Origin of the sequence: Peptoniphilus obesi ph1, assembly GCF_000311865.1 — a bacterium.
In the GTDB taxonomy this organism is placed as follows: domain Bacteria; phylum Bacillota; class Clostridia; order Tissierellales; family Peptoniphilaceae; genus Peptoniphilus_E; species Peptoniphilus_E obesi.
Window position 1 is genome coordinate 83129 of sequence record NZ_HE978581.1, and the last position, 18840, is coordinate 101968.

The window sequence follows — 18840 nt, forward strand, 5'->3', positions numbered from 1 at the left end:
AATACCTACCTTAAAAATACTTTCTCTATAGCGTACTTATTTAATTCGATGACAGTTGGTCTTCCATGAGGACAAGTATAAGGATTATCGCAAGATATCAAGGTTTGAATCAGCGTTTCAACTTCCTTATAACTTAACTTATCTCCAGCCTTAACAGCGGATTTACAAGCTTTTTTCATGATTTTATAAGGATCAACCTCATATACAGAATTTCTAACATCTTCAAGTGAGTCTATAATTTCATAAATAAAATTTTTACTTATATTAGATCCAAAAAGCATTGGAGTTTGTCTAATTACAATCTCATTATCTCCGAAATCATCAAAATCAAAGCCGAGTTTTTTTAATAATTCAGAATTAGTATTTACTAAATCTTTTTCTTTTGGATTTAAATGTATAATTTCTGGAGTCAAAAGAAGTTGGCTGTATATATTAGAGTTTTCATATTGTTTTTTATATTTTTCATACATTATTCTCTCATGAGCTGCGTGTTGATCTATTAAGAAAAATGAATCTGAGCTTTTGTCTTCTAATATAATAAAAGTATTAAATAAGATTCCAACAAAATCACATTTCAAGAGATTTATATCTATTTTTTTATCTTGATCTTCCTTTATTTCTTCTTCATCGATTTCTTTAGTTATATTATTAGTATTATTGTCCTCTAATATTATTTCTTCTTTTGTATCTGAATAAGAGTCTTGGTCTTCAGCTGCCATATCTAAAAATTGATAATCCATATTTTTATTTTCGGCAAAAGTAGAAGCAGAATCATCACTACTATCTTTTTTGGCTTTGTTAAAAATATCAAATATATTTAAATTATCAACTTTTTCTTCCTCTTTTTTAGGAGTCTTATTACTAACAACTCTTTTTGGTATAAGAGCATCTTTTACTAAATTCCTTAGAATTTCTGTTAAGTTGTTTATTTCAGAAAATTTAACCTCTTGCTTTTTTGGATGTATGTTTACATCTATTAATATAGGATCAATTTCTACATATAAAACAAAAACAGGATACCTATTTAAAGGAATTAATGAATAGTAAACATCCTCTATAGCTTTAGAAATCTCATTACTTTTTACATACCTATTATTAATAAAAATATATTGGTGAGACCTATTTGATCTAAAAAGCTCATTATTAGATATATAAGCCTTTATCTTATAAGAAGATGAAGAAAAATCAAGCTTAATCAATTTAGATGCTATATCTCTTCCTAGTATAGAATATATATGATTTAGTTCATTTTCGTGTGCTATTGAGTTTAATATGATTTTGCCATCTCTTCTAAGTCTTATTGATATATGAGGATTAGAAAGGGCAATTTTACTTACAATGTCATATATATTATTAAATTCAGTGTTGTCATTTTTTAAATATTTTTTCCTAACAGGAGTATTATAAAAAACATCTCTTATATAAAATGTTGTTCCTTCCTGCATGGCAAGATTAGAAATTTCTGATATTTTTCCTTCTACAACTTCAGCTTTTAATCCAGATTTTTCATCTTTATGTCTGGTTAAGACTTCAACCTTTGATATAGAAGAAATACTTGCTAATGCCTCTCCCCTAAAACCTAGAGAATATATATTTGCTAAATCTTCTATGCTTTTTAGCTTTGATGTTGAGTGCCTTAAAAAGGCTATTTTTAGGTCGTCTTTTGTCATTCCAACTCCATCATCACTAATTTTTATATAATCGCAAGGAGAGCCTTTTATATCAATTAAAATATTACTTGCTTTAGCATCTATGGAGTTTTCTAATAGTTCTTTAACTATAGATGCAGGATTTTCTATAATTTCTCCAGCAGCAATTTTTGATATAGTTGCCCTGTCTAAAATATTAATTGTCATCAATATCACTTACTTTTTTTATAATTTCATTTAAAAGATTCAATCCATTTATTGGAGTTAAAGAATTTATATCTATATTTTTTATATCTTTTATTAATTCTTCAAGTTCAGGATTTACTTTAGTTAAATTCTTTTTATCAATGTATTCTTTTTCTAAATTAACATCAAAGTTTTTCTTTTTAGAAAGACTATCCAATATATTTTCTGCTCTTAATAAAATTTCTTTATTTATACCAGCTAGTTTTGCCACTTCAATACCATATGAGTTATCTGTATAGCCTTCAATGATTTTTCTTAGAAAAACAATATCACCATCATTTTCTTCAACCTGTGATGTTAAATTAGTTATGCAATCGTAACTATTACTTAATTCAACAAGTTCATGGTAGTGAGTTGCAAAAAGCGTTTTAGCCTTAATATGCTCTGCTATATATTCAACTATAGACCAAGCTAATGATATTCCGTCATAAGTGCTCGTTCCCCTACCCACTTCATCAAGGATTATTAGAGAATTATGACTAGCATTTTTTATTATGTTAGCAACTTCTTTCATTTCAACCATGAAAGTAGAGTCGCCTTGGGCAAGATTGTCTGATGCACCAATTCTAGTAAATATTTTATCAACAAGAAAAATATTTGCCTGACTTGCGGGGACAAAAGAACCTATTTGTGCCATTATTGATATCAAAGCAACCTGTCTCATATAAGTAGACTTACCAGACATATTAGGACCGGTGATAATATGAATTAAATTTTCTTTATTATCTAAATAAGTATCATTGGCTATAAAGTTTTCTTCTTGCAGATTTTTTTCTACTATTGGATGTCTGCCATCTTTTATATCTAAAATTCCTTGCTCATTTATATGAGGTCTAACATAGTTGTTCTTAATAGATTTGTCTGCAAAGTTAAGTAGTATATCAATCTTTGCTATTGTCTTGGATAAGTTTTGAATTTTTGAAATATTATTACTCAAATCCTTTTTTAAATTTGAAAATATTTCACTTTGCAAGTCTAAAGCTTCATCTTTTGAACTAAGTAACTTAGATTCCATTTCCTTTAGCTCAATTGAAAAATATCTCTCAGATCCTACTAAAGTTTGTTTTCTAATATAGTTTTCTGGAATCTTATCTATAAAAGATTTAGTCACTTCTATAAAATATCCTAAAATCTTATTGTATTTTATTCTTAAATTTTTTATTCCAGTTTTTTCTCTTTCTTCTTGTTCAAATTCGAGAATCCATTCCTTGGATCTCTGACTGATATCAAATAAATTAGCTAATTCTTCTGAATAAGAACGTTTTATATATTGCTTTTCCTCATAATTTGCTGGAGGATCTTCAATTATTATTTCATCTATTTCTTTAATTACATCTAATAAAGGATCTATCTGGTCAGCTATTTTTATTAGTATTTCTTTATCAGAATTTGATAATATTTGCTTTAAATCAAGTATATTTTTTAAGGAGAGCTTTAAAGAAATCAAATCTTTTGGATTTATAGTGTCGTTAGAAATTTTTACGCATAGTCTTTCTATGTCATAAATTTTATTAACTTTTTTGATTAAATCATCTAAAAGAATAAAATCTGAGCAGAAACTATCAATTACGTCATATCTATTTTCTATAATTTCCTTATTTTTAAGTGGTTCTTCAATCCATCTTTTTAATTCTCTAGACCCCATTGATGTTTTGCAATTATCTAAAACTCCAAGTAAAGAATAAGATTTACTAGAAGAATTTATAGTATTAACTAGCTCAAGATTTCTTCTAGAGGCCTCATCTATACTCATATACTCATCTAGATCATAATATTTCATAGAATTAATATGTTTTAATGAAATCTTTTGAGTTCTTGATAAGTAATTTAATAATAAGTTTATAGATGTAAAATCGGTAATCTTTTTAGTATTTTTTAAGTCTTTTAGGTCATTTAAAATATTCTTACCAAGTAAATCTGATGTATATTTTTCAAGATCTATATTTTGGTCAGTAGAATAATAGTTAATATAACAAGAAAATTTTGATAGTATCTTTTTAAAATTTTTATCGTCTAGATTATTTATTAATAACTCACTAGGATTAATTTTATAAAATTCATCCACAAAGAAGTTAAGCAACTTATCAAAAGAAAGAAAGTTCTTCTCTGTAACATAAAAATCTCCAGTACTATAATCTACATAAGATATAGAGATTGAAGTTTTTGTCAAAAAAGCTGCTAGTAAATAGTTATTATCTCTATTATTTAAATAATTACTATCTGTAAAAGTTCCAGGTGTTAAAATTTTTATTACTTCTCTTTTAACAATAGATTTAGCTAGTTTAGGATCTTCTACTTGCTCGCATATTGCTACTTTATGGCCTCTATTAATAAGCTTTGAAATATAAGAATCTGAAACATGGTAAGGAAAACCACACATAGGAACATCATTTTTTGTAGTAGCTCTTTTGGTAAGAGTTAAATCTAATTCTTTTGATACAAGTATTGCATCGTCAAAAAACATTTCATAAAAATCGCCCAGTCTAAATAGCAATATTTCATCTTGGTGTTTTTCTTTTACCTCTAAATATTGTTTCATCATGGGAGTTAATTTGGTTTCCATATCACTCAATTAAATCACCATTTAAAGAAAAAGTATTTGCAGATGTAATATTTACATCAACAATTTCTCCGATATGTTTAGGATCACCTTTAAAATTAACCGTCTTAAAGGATTCAGTTCTACCAGTTAATATGTCGTTTCTTGTTTTAGAAAGTCCTTCAACCAATACTTTTTGATTAGTATTTATTAAATTTTCATTTTTCTTTAGCTGTATAGGATATAAAACATCAAGTAGTTTTTGGAATCTTTCATGTTTTATTTTATCTGGAACTTGATCTTTAGATCTTGCAGCTATTGTACCTTCCCTCTTTGAATAAATAAAAGTAAAAGAAGTATCGTATTCAACTTTTTTACAAAGGTCTAAAGTTTCTTCAAAGTCTTCTTCAGTCTCACCAGGAAAACCAATCATAAGATCAGTTGAAAGAGCAATATCTGGATTGATTGTCTTGATTTTATCTATTAATTTTAAATAATCTTCTTTGCTGTATTTTCTATTCATTTTCTTTAATAGCCTAGTAGAGCCTGATTGAACTGGAAGATGTAAAAAGTTAGATAATTTATCTAGATCTTTATAAGCATAAATTAGTTCATCAGATATATCTTTAGGATGCGATGTCATAAATCTAATTCTTTCAATTCCATCAATATCATTAATTGCATATAAAAGATCTGCAAAAGAAGTTTTATTTGATAAATTCTTTCCGTATGAATTAACATTTTGGCCAAGAAGAGTTACTTCCTTACAACCGTTTGCTGCAAGTTCTTTTATTTCTCTTAATATATCTTCTTTTTCCCTACTATTTTCACGTCCCCTGGTATATGGAACTATGCAGAAAGTACAAAAGTTATTGCAGCCATACATTATATTTACATATGATTTAAATTTATAAAGCCTATCAGCTCCCAATAAATCATCATTATTTGAAATATTTTCATCTATATCAATTGCAATTTTATTGTCTAAGCTATTTTTGTAGATCAATTCTGGTAATCTCCAAATATTATTTGTTCCAAAAATAATATCTACATTATCAAATTTATCTACAACATATTCTCTAGATTCTTTTCTTTGCATCATACAGCCACACACTGCTAATTTTAAATCTTTATTAGAATTATTTTTTAAGTGTTTTAAATTACCTAATTGTCCATAAACCTTATCTTCTGCAGAATGTCTAACAGAGCAAGTATTTACAATAACAAAGTCAGAATCATCAATATTGTCAACTATCTTATAACCCATTTTTTGAAGTAACCAAGCGATTTTTTCGGAGTCATGCTCATTCATTTGGCAACCATGAGTAATAATTGTCGCTTTTTTATCATTATCTTGTTTTATATAGCTTATATATTGATCAATATTATTGTTATAGTCATTTATAATATTTAAGTTATCCATTTCTATTATCCTTTCTAGAATAATTTATTAAATAAAAATAAACTCATCTGAGCTTATTTAAAATCTTCGTTTAGTTCAGCATAAGAAACACCATTTCTATTATAAATAGTATATGATTTATCGCAGATTTCGCTTAGATGTTTATTATGAGTAACCATTAATATTTGTCTTTTAAAATATCTCGATGAGTTCTTAAGAAATTCTCCCAAATTAAATATATAATCGTCACTAACATGCTTGCCAGGTTCATCAAAGATCAGTGGTCCTTCCAAGCTTGGACGTTTATTTATAGATATAAAAGCAATTCTAAGTGCGATTGAAATTATATCTACTATTCCCCCACCCCTAGCAAGTTCTGGTTCTGTTTTAACACTGTAGCCATTGTAGTTTGAAATAACATAGAATTGAGCTTGAGGAATTTCTCTTTTTTCTGTAATTTCTACAACAAATTCAATATCTGTTTCTAATATAGTTTGTAGACATTTAGTAACCAGCATTTCAATTTGTCTTTTAGCTTGCTCTCTTCCGTAACTAGAAGTCTCTTGAAATAGTATTTGAACCTTGGATAAGATATCTTCATATTCTTCAATTTTTCTCAGTTCATCATTTGTTTTTTAAAATTTGATTCTAATAAGTCCCTTTTTCCCTTATCAATATTGATTTCACTTTCTAGACTTACTATATAATCATTTAAGTCATTGATATCCATTAAATCATTCCTTAGGCATTAATTCTTGAGCTTGTTTGAAAAGACTGTCTATCTCTTTTTTGATTTTTGAAATTTCATTTTCTAAATTCTCAGGATCAATGTTTTGAGCTTGTATCTCTTTTACAATTTCCTCTTTTTGAGAATATAATTGCTCAAGCCTAGCTTCTGCTTTATATTTGATATTTTTTTGTCTATCTAAATCGTCTCTTAATTTCTTTAGCTGATCTTCATAATTTATATTATTTTCATTATTATTCATAATATCACCTGTACCTAATGACTAAATTAAAGTTCGTGCTTTAAATGCGAAATTGCATTATCGTCTATCTCACTCATACAATATGGACAGTGTCCAAGTTCTAGTAAAGTATTTATATATGCTTTTGATAATAAATCGATTTTCTTATTATCCTTATTTATATCTTCAAGCAAGACTTTTGAGTTTTGATTAATAATATTTAAGTCAGATATTAACTTATCGTATTTTAGATAAGATTTAATTTTATCTTTCAATTCATCATAATTCTTATCTACTTGGTCTAAATTTTTATATGATTCAAGAAAACTTTTGCCTTTTTTGATTCTTGAATTTAAATCTTTATAGTTTGTATTAAAATTAATAAAACTATTGAATTTTAATAAATTATTATCAATTTCTTGATATAACTTTACTAAATTATCTGTATTTTTATATTTTTCATATAAAGATTTATTTTCTTCTATGTTATTAAGAATTTTTTTATAATTTATATTGTAATCATTTAATACTTTATATTTAGAAAAATAAGAATGGTAAATATCTTGATAAATTTTATCTATATCTTCAATATTTTTAAGTGATTTAATTTTGCTTAAATTATCTTTAATTTCAATTTTGTTTTTAGTGTAATTATCTCTCAGTCTAGATAAAGAATAGTAAGTCTTTGTAGTATTTTCACAAGTTTTAGCTATATTTATAAGTTTATCTAGGTTTTTATATTTGTCTAAGATTTCTTCACTTTCTTTTATTTCTATATTTAATTTATCTAAAGCGATTTTATAATTTTTATATTGTTTGTGAACTTTTTCTAAATTTTTGATTTTATCTCTTATAGCTTTGAGCTTATTTGATAATCTTATTTTTTCTTCTAAATAATCATATTTTTTTATTTGTTCTTTATAATCATCGATTTGATTTTGTAAGAGCTTAGCTTGGTATTGAGTGTTTTTGCGATCTCTTATAGTGTCTCGCATTGCATTATCTACTAAATTAACTTTTACTATTCTACCTATTGCACTAGCTCTTAAAGAGGGTTTTTCATTTATTAGAAAGGGTCCTTCTAATTGTTCAGCTATGTTTAAAATATAATTATTATTTTCATCAAATTCTATTTTAAACATATTGATTTCATCTATGATTTCTTTTGGAACATTTCTTCCAAAGGCCTCAAAATTATATTCCTCTCCATTTGATTTCTTTAGATAATAGGAATTTTTAGAAGCTGTTCTTAGCCTTCTAACTATGGCGCCTGTATTAAAATGAACTGTTACCCAGCATTTTGTTTCATCTTGTCTGATAAAAGCATCACCTTGTGGTTCATTGAAAAGTGCCCATTTTACTGCTCTTATTATAGATGTTTTACCACTATCAGAATTTCCTATTATTACATTTAGCCCCTTGTCAAATTCCATAACTGTATTTTTATGAGACTGAAAGTTTACAAGTTCTAATTTACTTATATAAATCAAAAAAATTCAGCCTCTCTTTCTTGTTGCTTTTGTATTCTTAGTCTAGCTTCATTTTTAACCTTATCATCTAGACTTTTATTCTTCATTATTTCATCCAGTATAGTGAATACATCTATATTATTCAAATCTTGAGAAGATTGGACTAATTGTTCAAATTCATTTAACTTAGACCTTTTAAACTTATGTCTTTCCATTTCAGACCTATCAAGAACAAGATTGCCATCTAAGGCAGTTTTTAAATAGACATCTTTCATCTCTATTTTGTCTGTCAATTCTACTATTTTAACCTTAGGCCTTCTATTTATCTCTGATAAAGAGTTAGATATTCTGATTAAAGCACCTGGATTAATAAACCATTTTCCATTTATTTGTGTATCTTTAAAACCAAAGTGATAATGGGCTCCAAATGTTATATCTGCCTTTGTTTCCTTAATATCATCAATTAAAGTAACATCAACACCATCAACAAAGGCTTTGTCAAGTAAAAATCCATGAGTTAAATGAATCATATAATCAACTTCTGGATTTTTTTCTGCGACTATATAATCTTCTTTGTTTATAACCTCATCCATTCCAACATGGTAAGGATTTGCAGTTATTTGTACTTTTACATTATCTTTTGATTTAAATATTATTTTCTTATCATTAATTAGTTTCAAAACATTAAAACTATCTAGTAATCCTAGCACAGTTCTAGATAAGGTTTTAGTATTTTGACCAAATATATCATGATTGCCACTAACTATATAAATTGGAGCTTTAAATTTTTGAAATATCTCTGCAAAATCTGAAACAACAGAAATAGAAGTATCTGGTCTATCAAAAAGATCTCCTCCATGTAAAACGAGATCTACATCTTCTGATATACTTATCTCAGCTACTTCATTTATTTTATTTTTTATAGTTTCTAAATAATTATCTATCCTATTTTTTGGATTTGTTGCCCTGATATGAGTATCAGTAAAATATAAGAGCTTCATTTTAAAGCCACCTACTTATCTTATTCTTCTGTATCTTCGCTTTCTTCTACTTTATCTTGATCTTCTCCTAAGCCATACACATCTCTAATTTTTAATTCAATTTCTCTAGATATTTCTTCATTTTCTTTTAAAAAGTCTTTGGAGTTTTCTCTACCTTGACCTAATCTGTGTTCATTATAACTATACCAAGCACCAGACTTATCAATAATGCCAGCATCTACCCCAACATCTAATATTGTTCCCTCTCTTGATATTCCCTTACCATACATAATATCAAATTCAGCTTGTTTAAATGGAGGAGCTACTTTATTTTTAACAACTTTTACTCTAACCCTATTTCCAACAATATTATCTCCTTGTTTTAAATTTTCAATTCTTCTGATATCAAGTCTTATTGTTGAATAGAATTTAAGGGCTCTACCACCTGTAGTAGTTTCAGGATTTCCAAACATAACCCCAACTTTTTCTCTTAATTGATTTATAAAAATTACTGAGGATTTAGATCTGTTTATGGCACCAGTTAATTTTCTAAGGGCTTGAGACATAAGTCTTGCTTGAAGACCAATATGACTGTCTCCCATTTCTCCCTCAATTTCAGCTTTTGGAACAAGAGCTGCAACTGAGTCGACAACTATAACATCTACTGCATTAGATCTAACAAGGGATTCTGTTATTTCTAGAGCTTGTTCACCTGTATCAGGTTGAGAAATTACTAAGTTTTCTATATCAACACCCAAATTTTTGGCATATGTTGGGTCAAGAGCATGTTCAGCATCTATAAAAGCTGCTATACCACCTTTTTTTTGAGTTTCAGCTAATATATGAAGTGCTAGAGTTGTTTTACCAGAAGATTCTGGTCCATAAATTTCTATAATTCTTCCCTTTGGTATACCACCCACTCCTAGAGCAAGATCTAGAGCTAAAGATCCAGTAGGTATAGTTTCAATATCTAGTTTGCTATCGCTTCCCAGCTTCATTATTGAACCCTTACCAAATTGTTTTTCTATTCTTGATATAGCCGCCTCAAGTGCCTGGCTTCTTTCATCTTTTGACATTTCAATCCTCCTGTAAATCTTTAATTAATGTTGATAATATCTTATTTGCAGTTTTCATTTGTATTTCATTTCTATTTCCTGAAAAATCATATTTTTCAATTCTATAATTTGAATCTGAATAGTAATAGCAAGCATATACTGTACCAATTGGCTTTTCGTCGCAAATTGGTCCTGCCTCACCTGTAACAGAAATATTGACTTGACTCATGCCCAAAGAGTTAAGACCCTTTGCCATCTCATACGCTGTCTGTTCTGAAACAGCTCCATATTTATTCAAAGTATTTTCTGATACACCTAATATCTTATGCTTAGATAAGTTCGAATAACAAACGATTGAGTTTTTAAGAATTTGTGATGCTCCAGATATTTTAGTAATCATTGATGCTAATAATCCACCTGTTATAGATTCTGCAAATGATATTTTTAAATTCTTTTCTTTTAAAATTTCTACTAATTTTTCGGCCTCTGATTTTTTATCTAAATCATCATATATATAAGCTTCGAAGCTTTTGAAAAGTTTTTCTGATACAAATTCTACTTTTTGCTGTAAAAGCAATCTATCCTTTCCTTCGGCTAGTATTTTAATTTCAGTATATTTAAATTTAGCAAAGGTATTTATAGATAGATCAGAGTCCTCAAGATCTAACTCTCTAATCATAGACTCAACTCTACTTTCGCCAAGTTCTTTAACATTTATTGACTTAGTAAAAATCATTGAATCATCATCTATTAAATTAACAATATATTCATCGACCATTCCCCTAAATTCATTAGGTGGCCCCGGCAATAAAAAGTATTTTACCCCATCTTTTTCTAAAACTTCTCCAGGAGCTTGTCCATGGTTATTATCCAAAATAAGAGAAGATTCAATAACAAATGCCTGTTTTTTATTATTTTCTGTTAATTTATATTTTCTTTTTTTACTTCTATCTATTAATTTTTTATATTGTTTTTCATCTAATATTAAGTCCTTATCTAAAAATTTAGCTAGAACTTCTTTTGTCATATCGTCCTTGGTAGGACCTAAGCCACCACATAAGAATATTAAATCTACTTTTTTTGAATATTCTTCAATACACGATTTTATATCTTCAAAATCATCTCTCAGAGATATATGGTAACTAACATGTACACCTTGGTCTGTTAATTTTTCTGCTAAATAAGCAGAGTTAGTATTAACTACACTTCCTATAACTAACTCTGTACCTATTGTAATAATGGCTGCTTTCATTTATCTTTCACCTAAATTAAATATTATCTAAATCTAAGACTTTTTTATTCTTATAAAAATAATCTATTCCAGAAACAATAGTAGCAAATATAGCAAAATAGAATATATATAGTCCTAGTTTGTATAAATAAGTAATATCAGTTAATAAAATTATTAAAGATACTAATTGGCTTATTGTTTTAAATTTTCCTAATTTACTAGCTGCTATAGTTATATTTTCTGATGCTGCAATTATTCTAAAACCAGTTACAGCTAACTCTCTAGAAATAATAATTATTACTCCCCAAGCAGGTATATCTCCAATTTCTACAAGCAAAATCATAGCTGCACAGACTAAAATCTTATCAGCTAAAGGGTCTGCAAATTTACCAAAGTTAGTAACAAGATTATGTTTTCTAGCTAAGTGGCCATCTAAAAAATCTGTAAAAGCTGCTACTGCAAAGATAGCTGTTGCTACAAGTCTTGCTTCAAAAAAATTCATATACATTACTATGACAAATACTGGAACTAAAAGTATCCTTAAAAATGTTAATTTATTTGCAATATTCATATAATCTCTCCTATTAAGTCATATTCCATACTATCCACAATTTCAGCCTTAACAAAGCTATTTATTTCTAATTCTTGTTCACTATGAAGATATATTAAACCATCAATATCTGGAGTATCCATATATGACCTAGCTGCATATTCATTATTATCAAGTTTTTCTTCAATTAAAACTTCATATTTTTTCCCTATATATTTCTGATTATTAACTAAAGATATTTCTCTTTGTAGACTCATAATCTCGTTAAATCTTTTTTCTTTTAAATCTTCCCTAACTTGATTTCCTAAATCATAGGCTCTTGTATCTTCTTCCCTTGAATATTTAAATACTCCAAGCTTATCTATATGATTATATTTTATAAAATCATATAGTTCTTTAAAAGCTTCATCCGTTTCTCCAGGAAATCCAACTATAAAAGTAGTCCTAATTATAATTCCTTCAACTTCATTCCTAAGCTTAGTTATTATATTTTGAATATCTTCTTTATTAGTTTTTCTATTCATAGCTTTTAGGACAGAATCGTTAATGTGTTGAAGAGGTATATCTACATAGTTTAGTAATTTATCATTATTTTTAAATTCACTTATTAGTTCATCATTTAAATGATCTGGATAAAGGTATAAAACTCTTATCCATTTTAGCTTATCAATTCTTGAAATTTCCCTAATCAGTTCAGCTAATTTATATTCTCCATATAAATCAATTCCATAGTCAGTGGTATTTTGTGCAATTAAAATTACCTCTCTTGTACCTTTTGATACTAGATAAGAAATTTCATCATATATATCTTCGATTTTTCTAGACCTATTCCTACCTCTTAATTTAGGTATAATGCAATAGCTGCAATTATTGTTGCAACCTTCAGAAATTTTTACATATTCTGTTATATTTACATTTTCCTTTTTTAAACCTTCTATATAATCACTGTTTATATCTTCGATGTCTACTGATTTATGTCCTTCTAGTGCATCTTCAAGACTTTTGTTGATATTTGCTATGCTCCCTACCCCAACAATATAGTCAATTTCTGGTATTTCTTTCATTAATTCATCAGGATATCTTTGAGCAAGGCAGCCTGAAACTATTAAAGCAGAACAAGATCCTTTTTCTTTATATAGACTTGCTTCTAAGATAGAGTTTATAGACTCCTCTTTTGCAGAATCTATAAAACCACAAGTATTTACTACAATTATATCTGCCTTATCTATATCATCACTAACTACAAATTTTTCATTATCAAGTAATGACTGCATTTGAGCTGTATCAACATCATTTTTTGAGCAACCTAGAGTCCAAAAATAAACATTATTCATCATCTTCACCTAAAAACTTTCTAATTTCTTCAGGACTCATAAGAATTTTCCTAGGTTTTGAGCCCTCATGTGGTCCTAGAATTCCAGACTCTTCCATTTGATCCACAATTCTAGCTGCTCTTGAATATCCAACTTTTAATTTTCTTTGTAAGAAAGATATAGAAGCTTGTTCATTTAATAAAATATTTCTTAAAGCTTCTTCAAACAAAGGATCTTTAGGATCTTCAAGATCATTTCTTTTTTCTATAATTTCACTTTTAATTTTATCTTCTGTTTTTTTATCATAGTCTGAATTTTCGACTACATATGAAACAACACGTTCAACCTCTTCATCACTAATAAAAGCACCTTGAACTCTTATTGGTTTTGATAAGTATCCTGGATAGAATAACATATCACCTTTACCAAGTAATTTTTCAGCCCCACTAGCATCTAAAATAGTTCTAGAATCAACTGATGAAGAAACTGCAAAAGCAATTCTTGATGGAATATTGGCTTTTATAGTTCCAGTAATAACATCAACTGAAGGTCTTTGAGTAGCTATAATTAAGTGGATACCAGCAGCTCTTGCCATTTGAGCAAGACGTGTTATATAATCTTCAACTTCATTTTTTGCAACCATCATAAGATCTGCTAACTCATCTATAATGATTAAAATTTGAGGCATTTTATTAGCTTCTATTTCGCCTCTTTTTACCTTATTATTATAAGATTTTATATCTCTTACAGAATTTTCAGAAAATTGCTTATATCTTTTTTCCATTTCGCTAACAGCCCAGTTTAAAGCAAATGAAGCTTTTTTAGGATCAGTAACAACTGGTATTAAAAGATGAGGAATACCATTATAAACACTAAGTTCAACGACTTTCGGATCAATCAACATGAGTTTGACATCCTCTGGAGATGATTTATAAAGTATATTAGTAATTATTGTGTTTATACATACTGATTTTCCAGATCCAGTTGCTCCAGCTATAAGTAAGTGTGGCATCCTATCTATTGAGGATATTATTATTGAACCAGAAACATCTTTGCCTAAAGCAAGTGGCAATTTTGATTGCAAATTTTTGAATTCGCTACTAGAAATTATATCTCTTATATTCACAGCTTCTTTTTTCTTATTTGCAACTTCTATTCCAACAGCAGATTTACCTGGTATTGGAGCTTCTATTCTTATATCTGAACTCGCTAAAGATAGGGCCAAATTATCATTTAAGCCAACTATTTTTGAAAGTCTAACTCCTGGTGCCGGCTCGATTTCATAGCAAGTTATTACAGGACCTCTTTTTATAGCTACAATCTTGCAGTCTATACCAAAGTTTTCCATAGTTTGCTCTATTATTTTTCCGTTTCTAACTATATCATTATTAGATTTAGGAAGACTTGAGCTAGACTCCATCAATAAATCTAATGGTGGAAAAGAATATTCATTTTTAGCTTCAGAATTATTAATATTTTCAATAGTTTTATTAAATTCTAAATTATCTTTTATATCTTCTTTTGTCTTTAAACTTCTTTTATTTTTAGTCTTTACATCTCTTTTTTTATCTTCACGAATCGAATCTGTTTGAAGATTTTCTTCCAAATTGTAAGAAGTGTCATCTTCTGTATTTTGATCTGTGTTATAATCTTTTATTTCGATATCTTCAATACTAATATCTTCTTTAGAGTCAGTCTCTATTAACTCTTCACTATCATTATTTTCAAATATATTTTCTATATCTAAATTATATTTTTCTAAATCTTCTTTTGATTCTGATTTATCCTTAACTCTTTCTTTAAGTTTATTAAATGAAGATGATATTCCATTTCCAAGAGAAATCATATTATCTTTTATTAAGCTTAACCCATTGATATTAACTTTTGCCAACAAGTATAAGTTTCCTATAATAATTAATGAAAGTATAATGTATGTTCCTACAGAACCAAATAATTTATATAAGAAAAATCCAAATATAGAACCAATAACTCCTCCTGATCTTGCTATATCCAAGTACTGCATAGAAAGAGAAATCCTATCTATAAGAGTAAGATCTAAGTTTTTTGTGCCATCTAAAAAGACTAATATACATATAGCTATAATAAATGTTGATATAAAGATCTTTGAAAAATTTTCTTCAAATTTCTTCATACCATATATAAATCCCCAAAAGACTATTAAAAATGGAAAAATAAAGTTTCCACTACCAGCTAAAAAGGTAAATAATTTATAAAATAAGTTTCCAACTATGCCCATCTTTGATGAGAATAGACTAATTAAACTTATAAAACCAACTATAATTAGTATTATTGCTATTAATTCTTTGTTTGAATTTTTTTTATTTTTTCTTTTATTTTTTACTTTTCTATTAGCCAAAATCACACCTCACTAATTAATTATAACATATAATTACTGGCTAATTTATAGACTTTAATGTGAATATTACAATACTTTTTAAAAATAAATAAATAAAAAAAGAAGGTTAAACCTTCTTTTCTACTTACCTGTATGTCCGAATCCGCCGTCAGATCTTTCAGTTTCATTTAATTGTTCAACAAGTTCAAATTCAACTTGCTCATACTTAGTTATAACCATTTGAGCTATCCTATCACCAGAATTTATCTTAAAATCTTGATCTCCTAAATTTATAAGGATTATTTTTATCTCTCCCCTATAATCTGAGTCAATTGTACCAATTCCATTTGCAAGGCAAATTCCATTTTTAATTGCAAGACCAGATCTTGCTCTTATTTGAGCTTCATATCCTTTTTCAAGTTCTATAAATAATCCAGTTGGTACTAAAATTCTTTGTAGTGGTTTTAAAGTGATTGTTTGATCAAGATTAGCTCTTAAATCTAAACCAGCAGAACCATCAGTTTCATACTTAGGAATTTCATTTTTACTGATATTTTTAATTTTAACTTTCAAATAAATCTCCTCGATATATTATTCGCCTTTATCTGTTTTTTCTTCTTTTGGAATTAAAGCTTTCCTTGACAAAGATATTTTTTTATCTCCATCAATATCTATTACTTTAACATCTACAGTATCTCCAACCTTTAATACATCTTCAACTTTACCAGTTCTTTCATGTGCTATTTCAGAAATGTGAAGTAATCCTTCAACACCTTTTTTAATTTCTACAAAAGCACCAAATTTCATAATTTTCTTAACTTTTCCTTGATATATGTCCCCAACTTCAACTTCTTTAACTATAGATTCTATTATTTCCATAGTCATGTTTGCTTTTTCTGCATCTGTAGCTAGTACAAATACTTTTCCAGAATCATCTATATCAATTTGAGAACCTGTTTGTTCAATAATTTTATTTATTGTCTTACCACCAGCTCCAATTATTTCACCAATTTTATCAGGATCTACCGTCATAGTTCTAATAATTGGTGCATATTTAGACAATTCTTTTCTTGGTTCTGCTATTGTAGAATGTAAATGATCAAGAATGAATAATCTAGCTTTCTTAGCTTTTTCTAAAGCTTCTGATAGTATTTCTTTGCTAATTCCTTCAACTTTAATATCCATTTGGATAGCTGTAATACCTTCTCTTGTTCCAGCAACTTTAAAGTCCATATCTCCAAAATGGTCTTCTAATCCTTGAATATCTGTAAGAATTTTTACATTACCTTCTTTTTCTATTAAACCCATTGCTATTCCAGCAACTGGAGCTTTTATTGGAACTCCCGCATCCATAAGAGCAAGTGTTGATCCACAAATTGATGCTTGAGAAGATGATCCATTTGAAGATAAAACTTCTGATACTACTCTAATCGCATATGGAAATTCTTCTTCTGAAGGGATTACTGGTTCTAGAGCTCTTTCTGCTAAAGCACCGTGTCCTATTTCTCTTCTTCCAGGACCTCTCATAGGTCTTGTATCTCCAACGCAAAAAGGTGGGAAGTTATAGTGATGTATATATTTCTTAGGTGTATCATCGCCCAAACCATCAATAACTTGAACATCTTTTAATCCTGCTAATGTCAATACAGATAATACCTGAGTTTGTCCTCTTGTAAATAAACCAGATCCATGCGCTCTAGGAAGTAGTGATGTTTCAGAAGATAAAGGTCTTATTTCATCAATTGCACGACCATCTGGTCTGATTTCTTCTTCTAAAATCTCACGTCTAACTTCATCAATTTCAATTTTTTCTATTGTTGCTTCTATATCTTTTCCGAATTCTTCGATATATTCTTCAAAGTGTTCTCTTATGTCATCTTTGGCTTCTTCGGTCATCTTTTCTCTGACAACTTTGTCTTCTTGATTAATAGCAGCAATCAATTTATCTCTTCCGTATTCTATAACCTTACTTTCAATTTCTTCATCAGCTTTAAATACAGTATATTCAGCTTTTTCTTTTCCTATATCAGCTACTATTTCATCTATAAAAGAACAAATTCTTTTTATTTCTTCATGTCCAGTAAATATAGCTTCCAACATTTCATCTTCTGTTACAATATCTGCACCAGCTTCAACCATCATGATTGCAGACTTTGTTCCAGAAAGTGTTAAATGAATTTTAGAATTATTTCTTTCTTCTTCATTTGGATTTATTATATATTTACCATCAACATATCCTACAGCCACAGATCCAGTTGGTCCATCAAACGGTATGTCAGAAATGCTTAATGCAATTGATGATCCAATCATACCTAATATATCAGGTTGATGATCTTGGTCTACTGATAGTACAGTAACTATAATTTGCACATCATTTCTATATCCTTCTGGGAAAAGTGGTCTAATAGGTCTATCTATAAGTCTAGCTGATAAAATAGACTTTTCGCTTGGTTTTCCTTCTCTTTTTATGAATCCACCAGGCATTTTCCCAACAGCATACATTTTTTCTTCAAATTCAACACTTAGAGGGAAAAAATCTATTCCTTCACGTGGAGTGTTTGATGCTACTGCTGTAACCAATACAACGGTTTCTCCATATTCTAATAGACAAGCTCCATTAGTTTGCTCTGCTACTTTACCAATAGTAACCTTCAAAGGACTGCCAGCAAGTTCTAATTCGTATATTTTTTGCATTAGATCCTCCTTAAAAAATAAGGAGCGGTTTGTACCGCCCCTAATTGTTAACCTCTTATTTTAAGCTTTTCTATTAATGAACGATATCTTTCAATATCTTTATTTCTTAAATATCTAAGAAGATTTCTTCTCTTACCAACCATTTTTAATAATCCTCTTCTAGAGTGATGGTCTTTTTTATGAGTTTTAAGATGTTCGTTTAATTCATTAATTCTTGTAGTTAATATCGCAATTTGTACTTCTGATGAACCAGTATCTTTGTCGTTTAACTTATATTCATCAATTATTTCTTTTTTCTTTGCTGCATCTAACATTTTATTATTTATCCTCCTATTATTAATACGCCTATATACAAGTATTCGTCGAGACTCGATATACATATATACGG

The 18840-nt window shown here is 28.3% G+C and carries 15 protein-coding genes; all 15 read right to left on the bottom strand.

Annotation, left to right across the window (positions count from 1 at the left end; genetic code table 11):
- Positions 1-5: 5 nt before the first annotated feature.
- The 15 genes from mutL to rpsO all read right to left on the bottom strand — a co-directional run bounded on the left by mutL (position 6) and on the right by rpsO (position 18766).
- A complete protein-coding gene (mutL, locus tag HGPB_RS04050; protein WP_019132416.1) occupies positions 6-1856 on the bottom strand; it encodes a DNA mismatch repair endonuclease MutL in 1851 nt (616 codons plus the stop codon).
- Positions 1846-4458 (bottom strand): DNA mismatch repair protein MutS, encoded by a 2613-nt coding sequence (gene mutS / locus HGPB_RS04055; RefSeq protein WP_036738370.1) that lies wholly within the window; start codon positions 4456-4458, stop codon positions 1846-1848. Before mutS ends, mutL begins: the two co-directional genes overlap by 11 nt.
- A 1-nt stretch (position 4459) precedes the next feature.
- Positions 4460-5857 carry a tRNA (N6-isopentenyl adenosine(37)-C2)-methylthiotransferase MiaB gene (gene miaB, locus HGPB_RS04060; protein ID WP_019132418.1) on the bottom strand — a complete coding sequence of 466 codons (1398 nt, stop codon included), beginning with the start codon at positions 5855-5857 and terminating at the stop codon, positions 4460-4462.
- Between the two features lie 53 nt (positions 5858-5910).
- Positions 5911-6354, bottom strand: a complete 444-nt coding sequence (locus HGPB_RS04065; protein ID WP_019132419.1) for a hypothetical protein — start codon at positions 6352-6354, stop codon at positions 5911-5913.
- Positions 6355-6570: 216 nt separating this feature from the next.
- Positions 6571-6825 carry a hypothetical protein gene (locus HGPB_RS04070; RefSeq protein WP_019132421.1) on the bottom strand — a complete coding sequence of 85 codons (255 nt, stop codon included), beginning with the start codon at positions 6823-6825 and terminating at the stop codon, positions 6571-6573.
- A gap of 26 nt (positions 6826-6851) precedes the next feature.
- Positions 6852-8294: an AAA family ATPase gene (locus tag HGPB_RS04075; RefSeq protein WP_019132422.1), complete on the bottom strand. Its 1443-nt coding sequence runs from the start codon at positions 8292-8294 to the stop codon at positions 6852-6854.
- Complete coding sequence (locus HGPB_RS04080; protein WP_019132423.1) at positions 8291-9274, bottom strand: metallophosphoesterase family protein; 984 nt, start codon at positions 9272-9274, stop codon at positions 8291-8293. The genes HGPB_RS04075 and HGPB_RS04080 overlap by 4 nt, the downstream gene beginning before the upstream one ends.
- Positions 9275-9294: 20 nt before the next feature.
- On the bottom strand, positions 9295-10329 hold the full coding sequence (gene recA, locus HGPB_RS04085; protein WP_019132424.1) for a recombinase RecA: 1035 nt from the start codon (positions 10327-10329) through the stop codon (positions 9295-9297).
- 1 nt (position 10330) lies between these two features.
- On the bottom strand, positions 10331-11560 hold the full coding sequence (locus HGPB_RS04090; RefSeq protein WP_019132425.1) for a competence/damage-inducible protein A: 1230 nt from the start codon (positions 11558-11560) through the stop codon (positions 10331-10333).
- 16 nt (positions 11561-11576) lie between these two features.
- On the bottom strand, positions 11577-12110 hold the full coding sequence (gene pgsA, locus HGPB_RS04095; protein ID WP_019132426.1) for a CDP-diacylglycerol--glycerol-3-phosphate 3-phosphatidyltransferase: 534 nt from the start codon (positions 12108-12110) through the stop codon (positions 11577-11579).
- A complete protein-coding gene (rimO, locus tag HGPB_RS04100) occupies positions 12107-13423 on the bottom strand; it encodes a 30S ribosomal protein S12 methylthiotransferase RimO (protein ID WP_019132427.1) in 1317 nt (438 codons plus the stop codon). The genes pgsA and rimO overlap by 4 nt, the downstream gene beginning before the upstream one ends.
- Positions 13416-15779, bottom strand: a complete 2364-nt coding sequence (locus tag HGPB_RS04105; RefSeq protein ID WP_019132428.1) for an FtsK/SpoIIIE family DNA translocase — start codon at positions 15777-15779, stop codon at positions 13416-13418. Before HGPB_RS04105 ends, rimO begins: the two co-directional genes overlap by 8 nt.
- A gap of 120 nt (positions 15780-15899) precedes the next feature.
- Complete coding sequence (gene dut / locus HGPB_RS04110; protein ID WP_019132429.1) at positions 15900-16331, bottom strand: dUTP diphosphatase; 432 nt, start codon at positions 16329-16331, stop codon at positions 15900-15902.
- An 18-nt stretch (positions 16332-16349) separates the two neighbouring features.
- Positions 16350-18452, bottom strand: a complete 2103-nt coding sequence (locus HGPB_RS04115) for a polyribonucleotide nucleotidyltransferase (protein WP_019132430.1) — start codon at positions 18450-18452, stop codon at positions 16350-16352.
- Positions 18453-18499: 47 nt separating this feature from the next.
- Positions 18500-18766 carry a 30S ribosomal protein S15 gene (rpsO, locus tag HGPB_RS04120; protein ID WP_019132431.1) on the bottom strand — a complete coding sequence of 89 codons (267 nt, stop codon included), beginning with the start codon at positions 18764-18766 and terminating at the stop codon, positions 18500-18502.
- Positions 18767-18840: the final 74 nt, after the last annotated feature.

Excerpts from the sequence above, each read along its gene's own strand:
- rpsO (WP_019132431.1), bottom strand. The coding sequence starts at position 18,766 with ATGTTAGATGCAGCAAAGAAAAAAGAAATAATTGATGAATATAAGTTA.
- HGPB_RS04065 (WP_019132419.1), bottom strand. The coding sequence starts at position 6,354 with ATGCTGGTTACTAAATGTCTACAAACTATATTAGAAACAGATATTGAA.
- HGPB_RS04090 (WP_019132425.1), bottom strand. The coding sequence starts at position 11,560 with ATGAAAGCAGCCATTATTACAATAGGTACAGAGTTAGTTATAGGAAGT.
- pgsA (WP_019132426.1), bottom strand. The coding sequence starts at position 12,110 with ATGAATATTGCAAATAAATTAACATTTTTAAGGATACTTTTAGTTCCA.
- HGPB_RS04115 (WP_019132430.1), bottom strand. The coding sequence starts at position 18,452 with ATGCAAAAAATATACGAATTAGAACTTGCTGGCAGTCCTTTGAAGGTT.
- miaB (WP_019132418.1), bottom strand. The coding sequence starts at position 5,857 with ATGGATAACTTAAATATTATAAATGACTATAACAATAATATTGATCAA.
- HGPB_RS04080 (WP_019132423.1), bottom strand. The coding sequence starts at position 9,274 with ATGAAGCTCTTATATTTTACTGATACTCATATCAGGGCAACAAATCCA.
- mutL (WP_019132416.1), bottom strand. The coding sequence starts at position 1,856 with ATGACAATTAATATTTTAGACAGGGCAACTATATCAAAAATTGCTGCT.
- rimO (WP_019132427.1), bottom strand. The coding sequence starts at position 13,423 with ATGAATAATGTTTATTTTTGGACTCTAGGTTGCTCAAAAAATGATGTT.
- HGPB_RS04070 (WP_019132421.1), bottom strand. The coding sequence starts at position 6,825 with ATGAATAATAATGAAAATAATATAAATTATGAAGATCAGCTAAAGAAA.
- mutS (WP_036738370.1), bottom strand. The coding sequence starts at position 4,458 with ATGGAAACCAAATTAACTCCCATGATGAAACAATATTTAGAGGTAAAA.
- recA (WP_019132424.1), bottom strand. The coding sequence starts at position 10,329 with ATGTCAAAAGATGAAAGAAGCCAGGCACTTGAGGCGGCTATATCAAGA.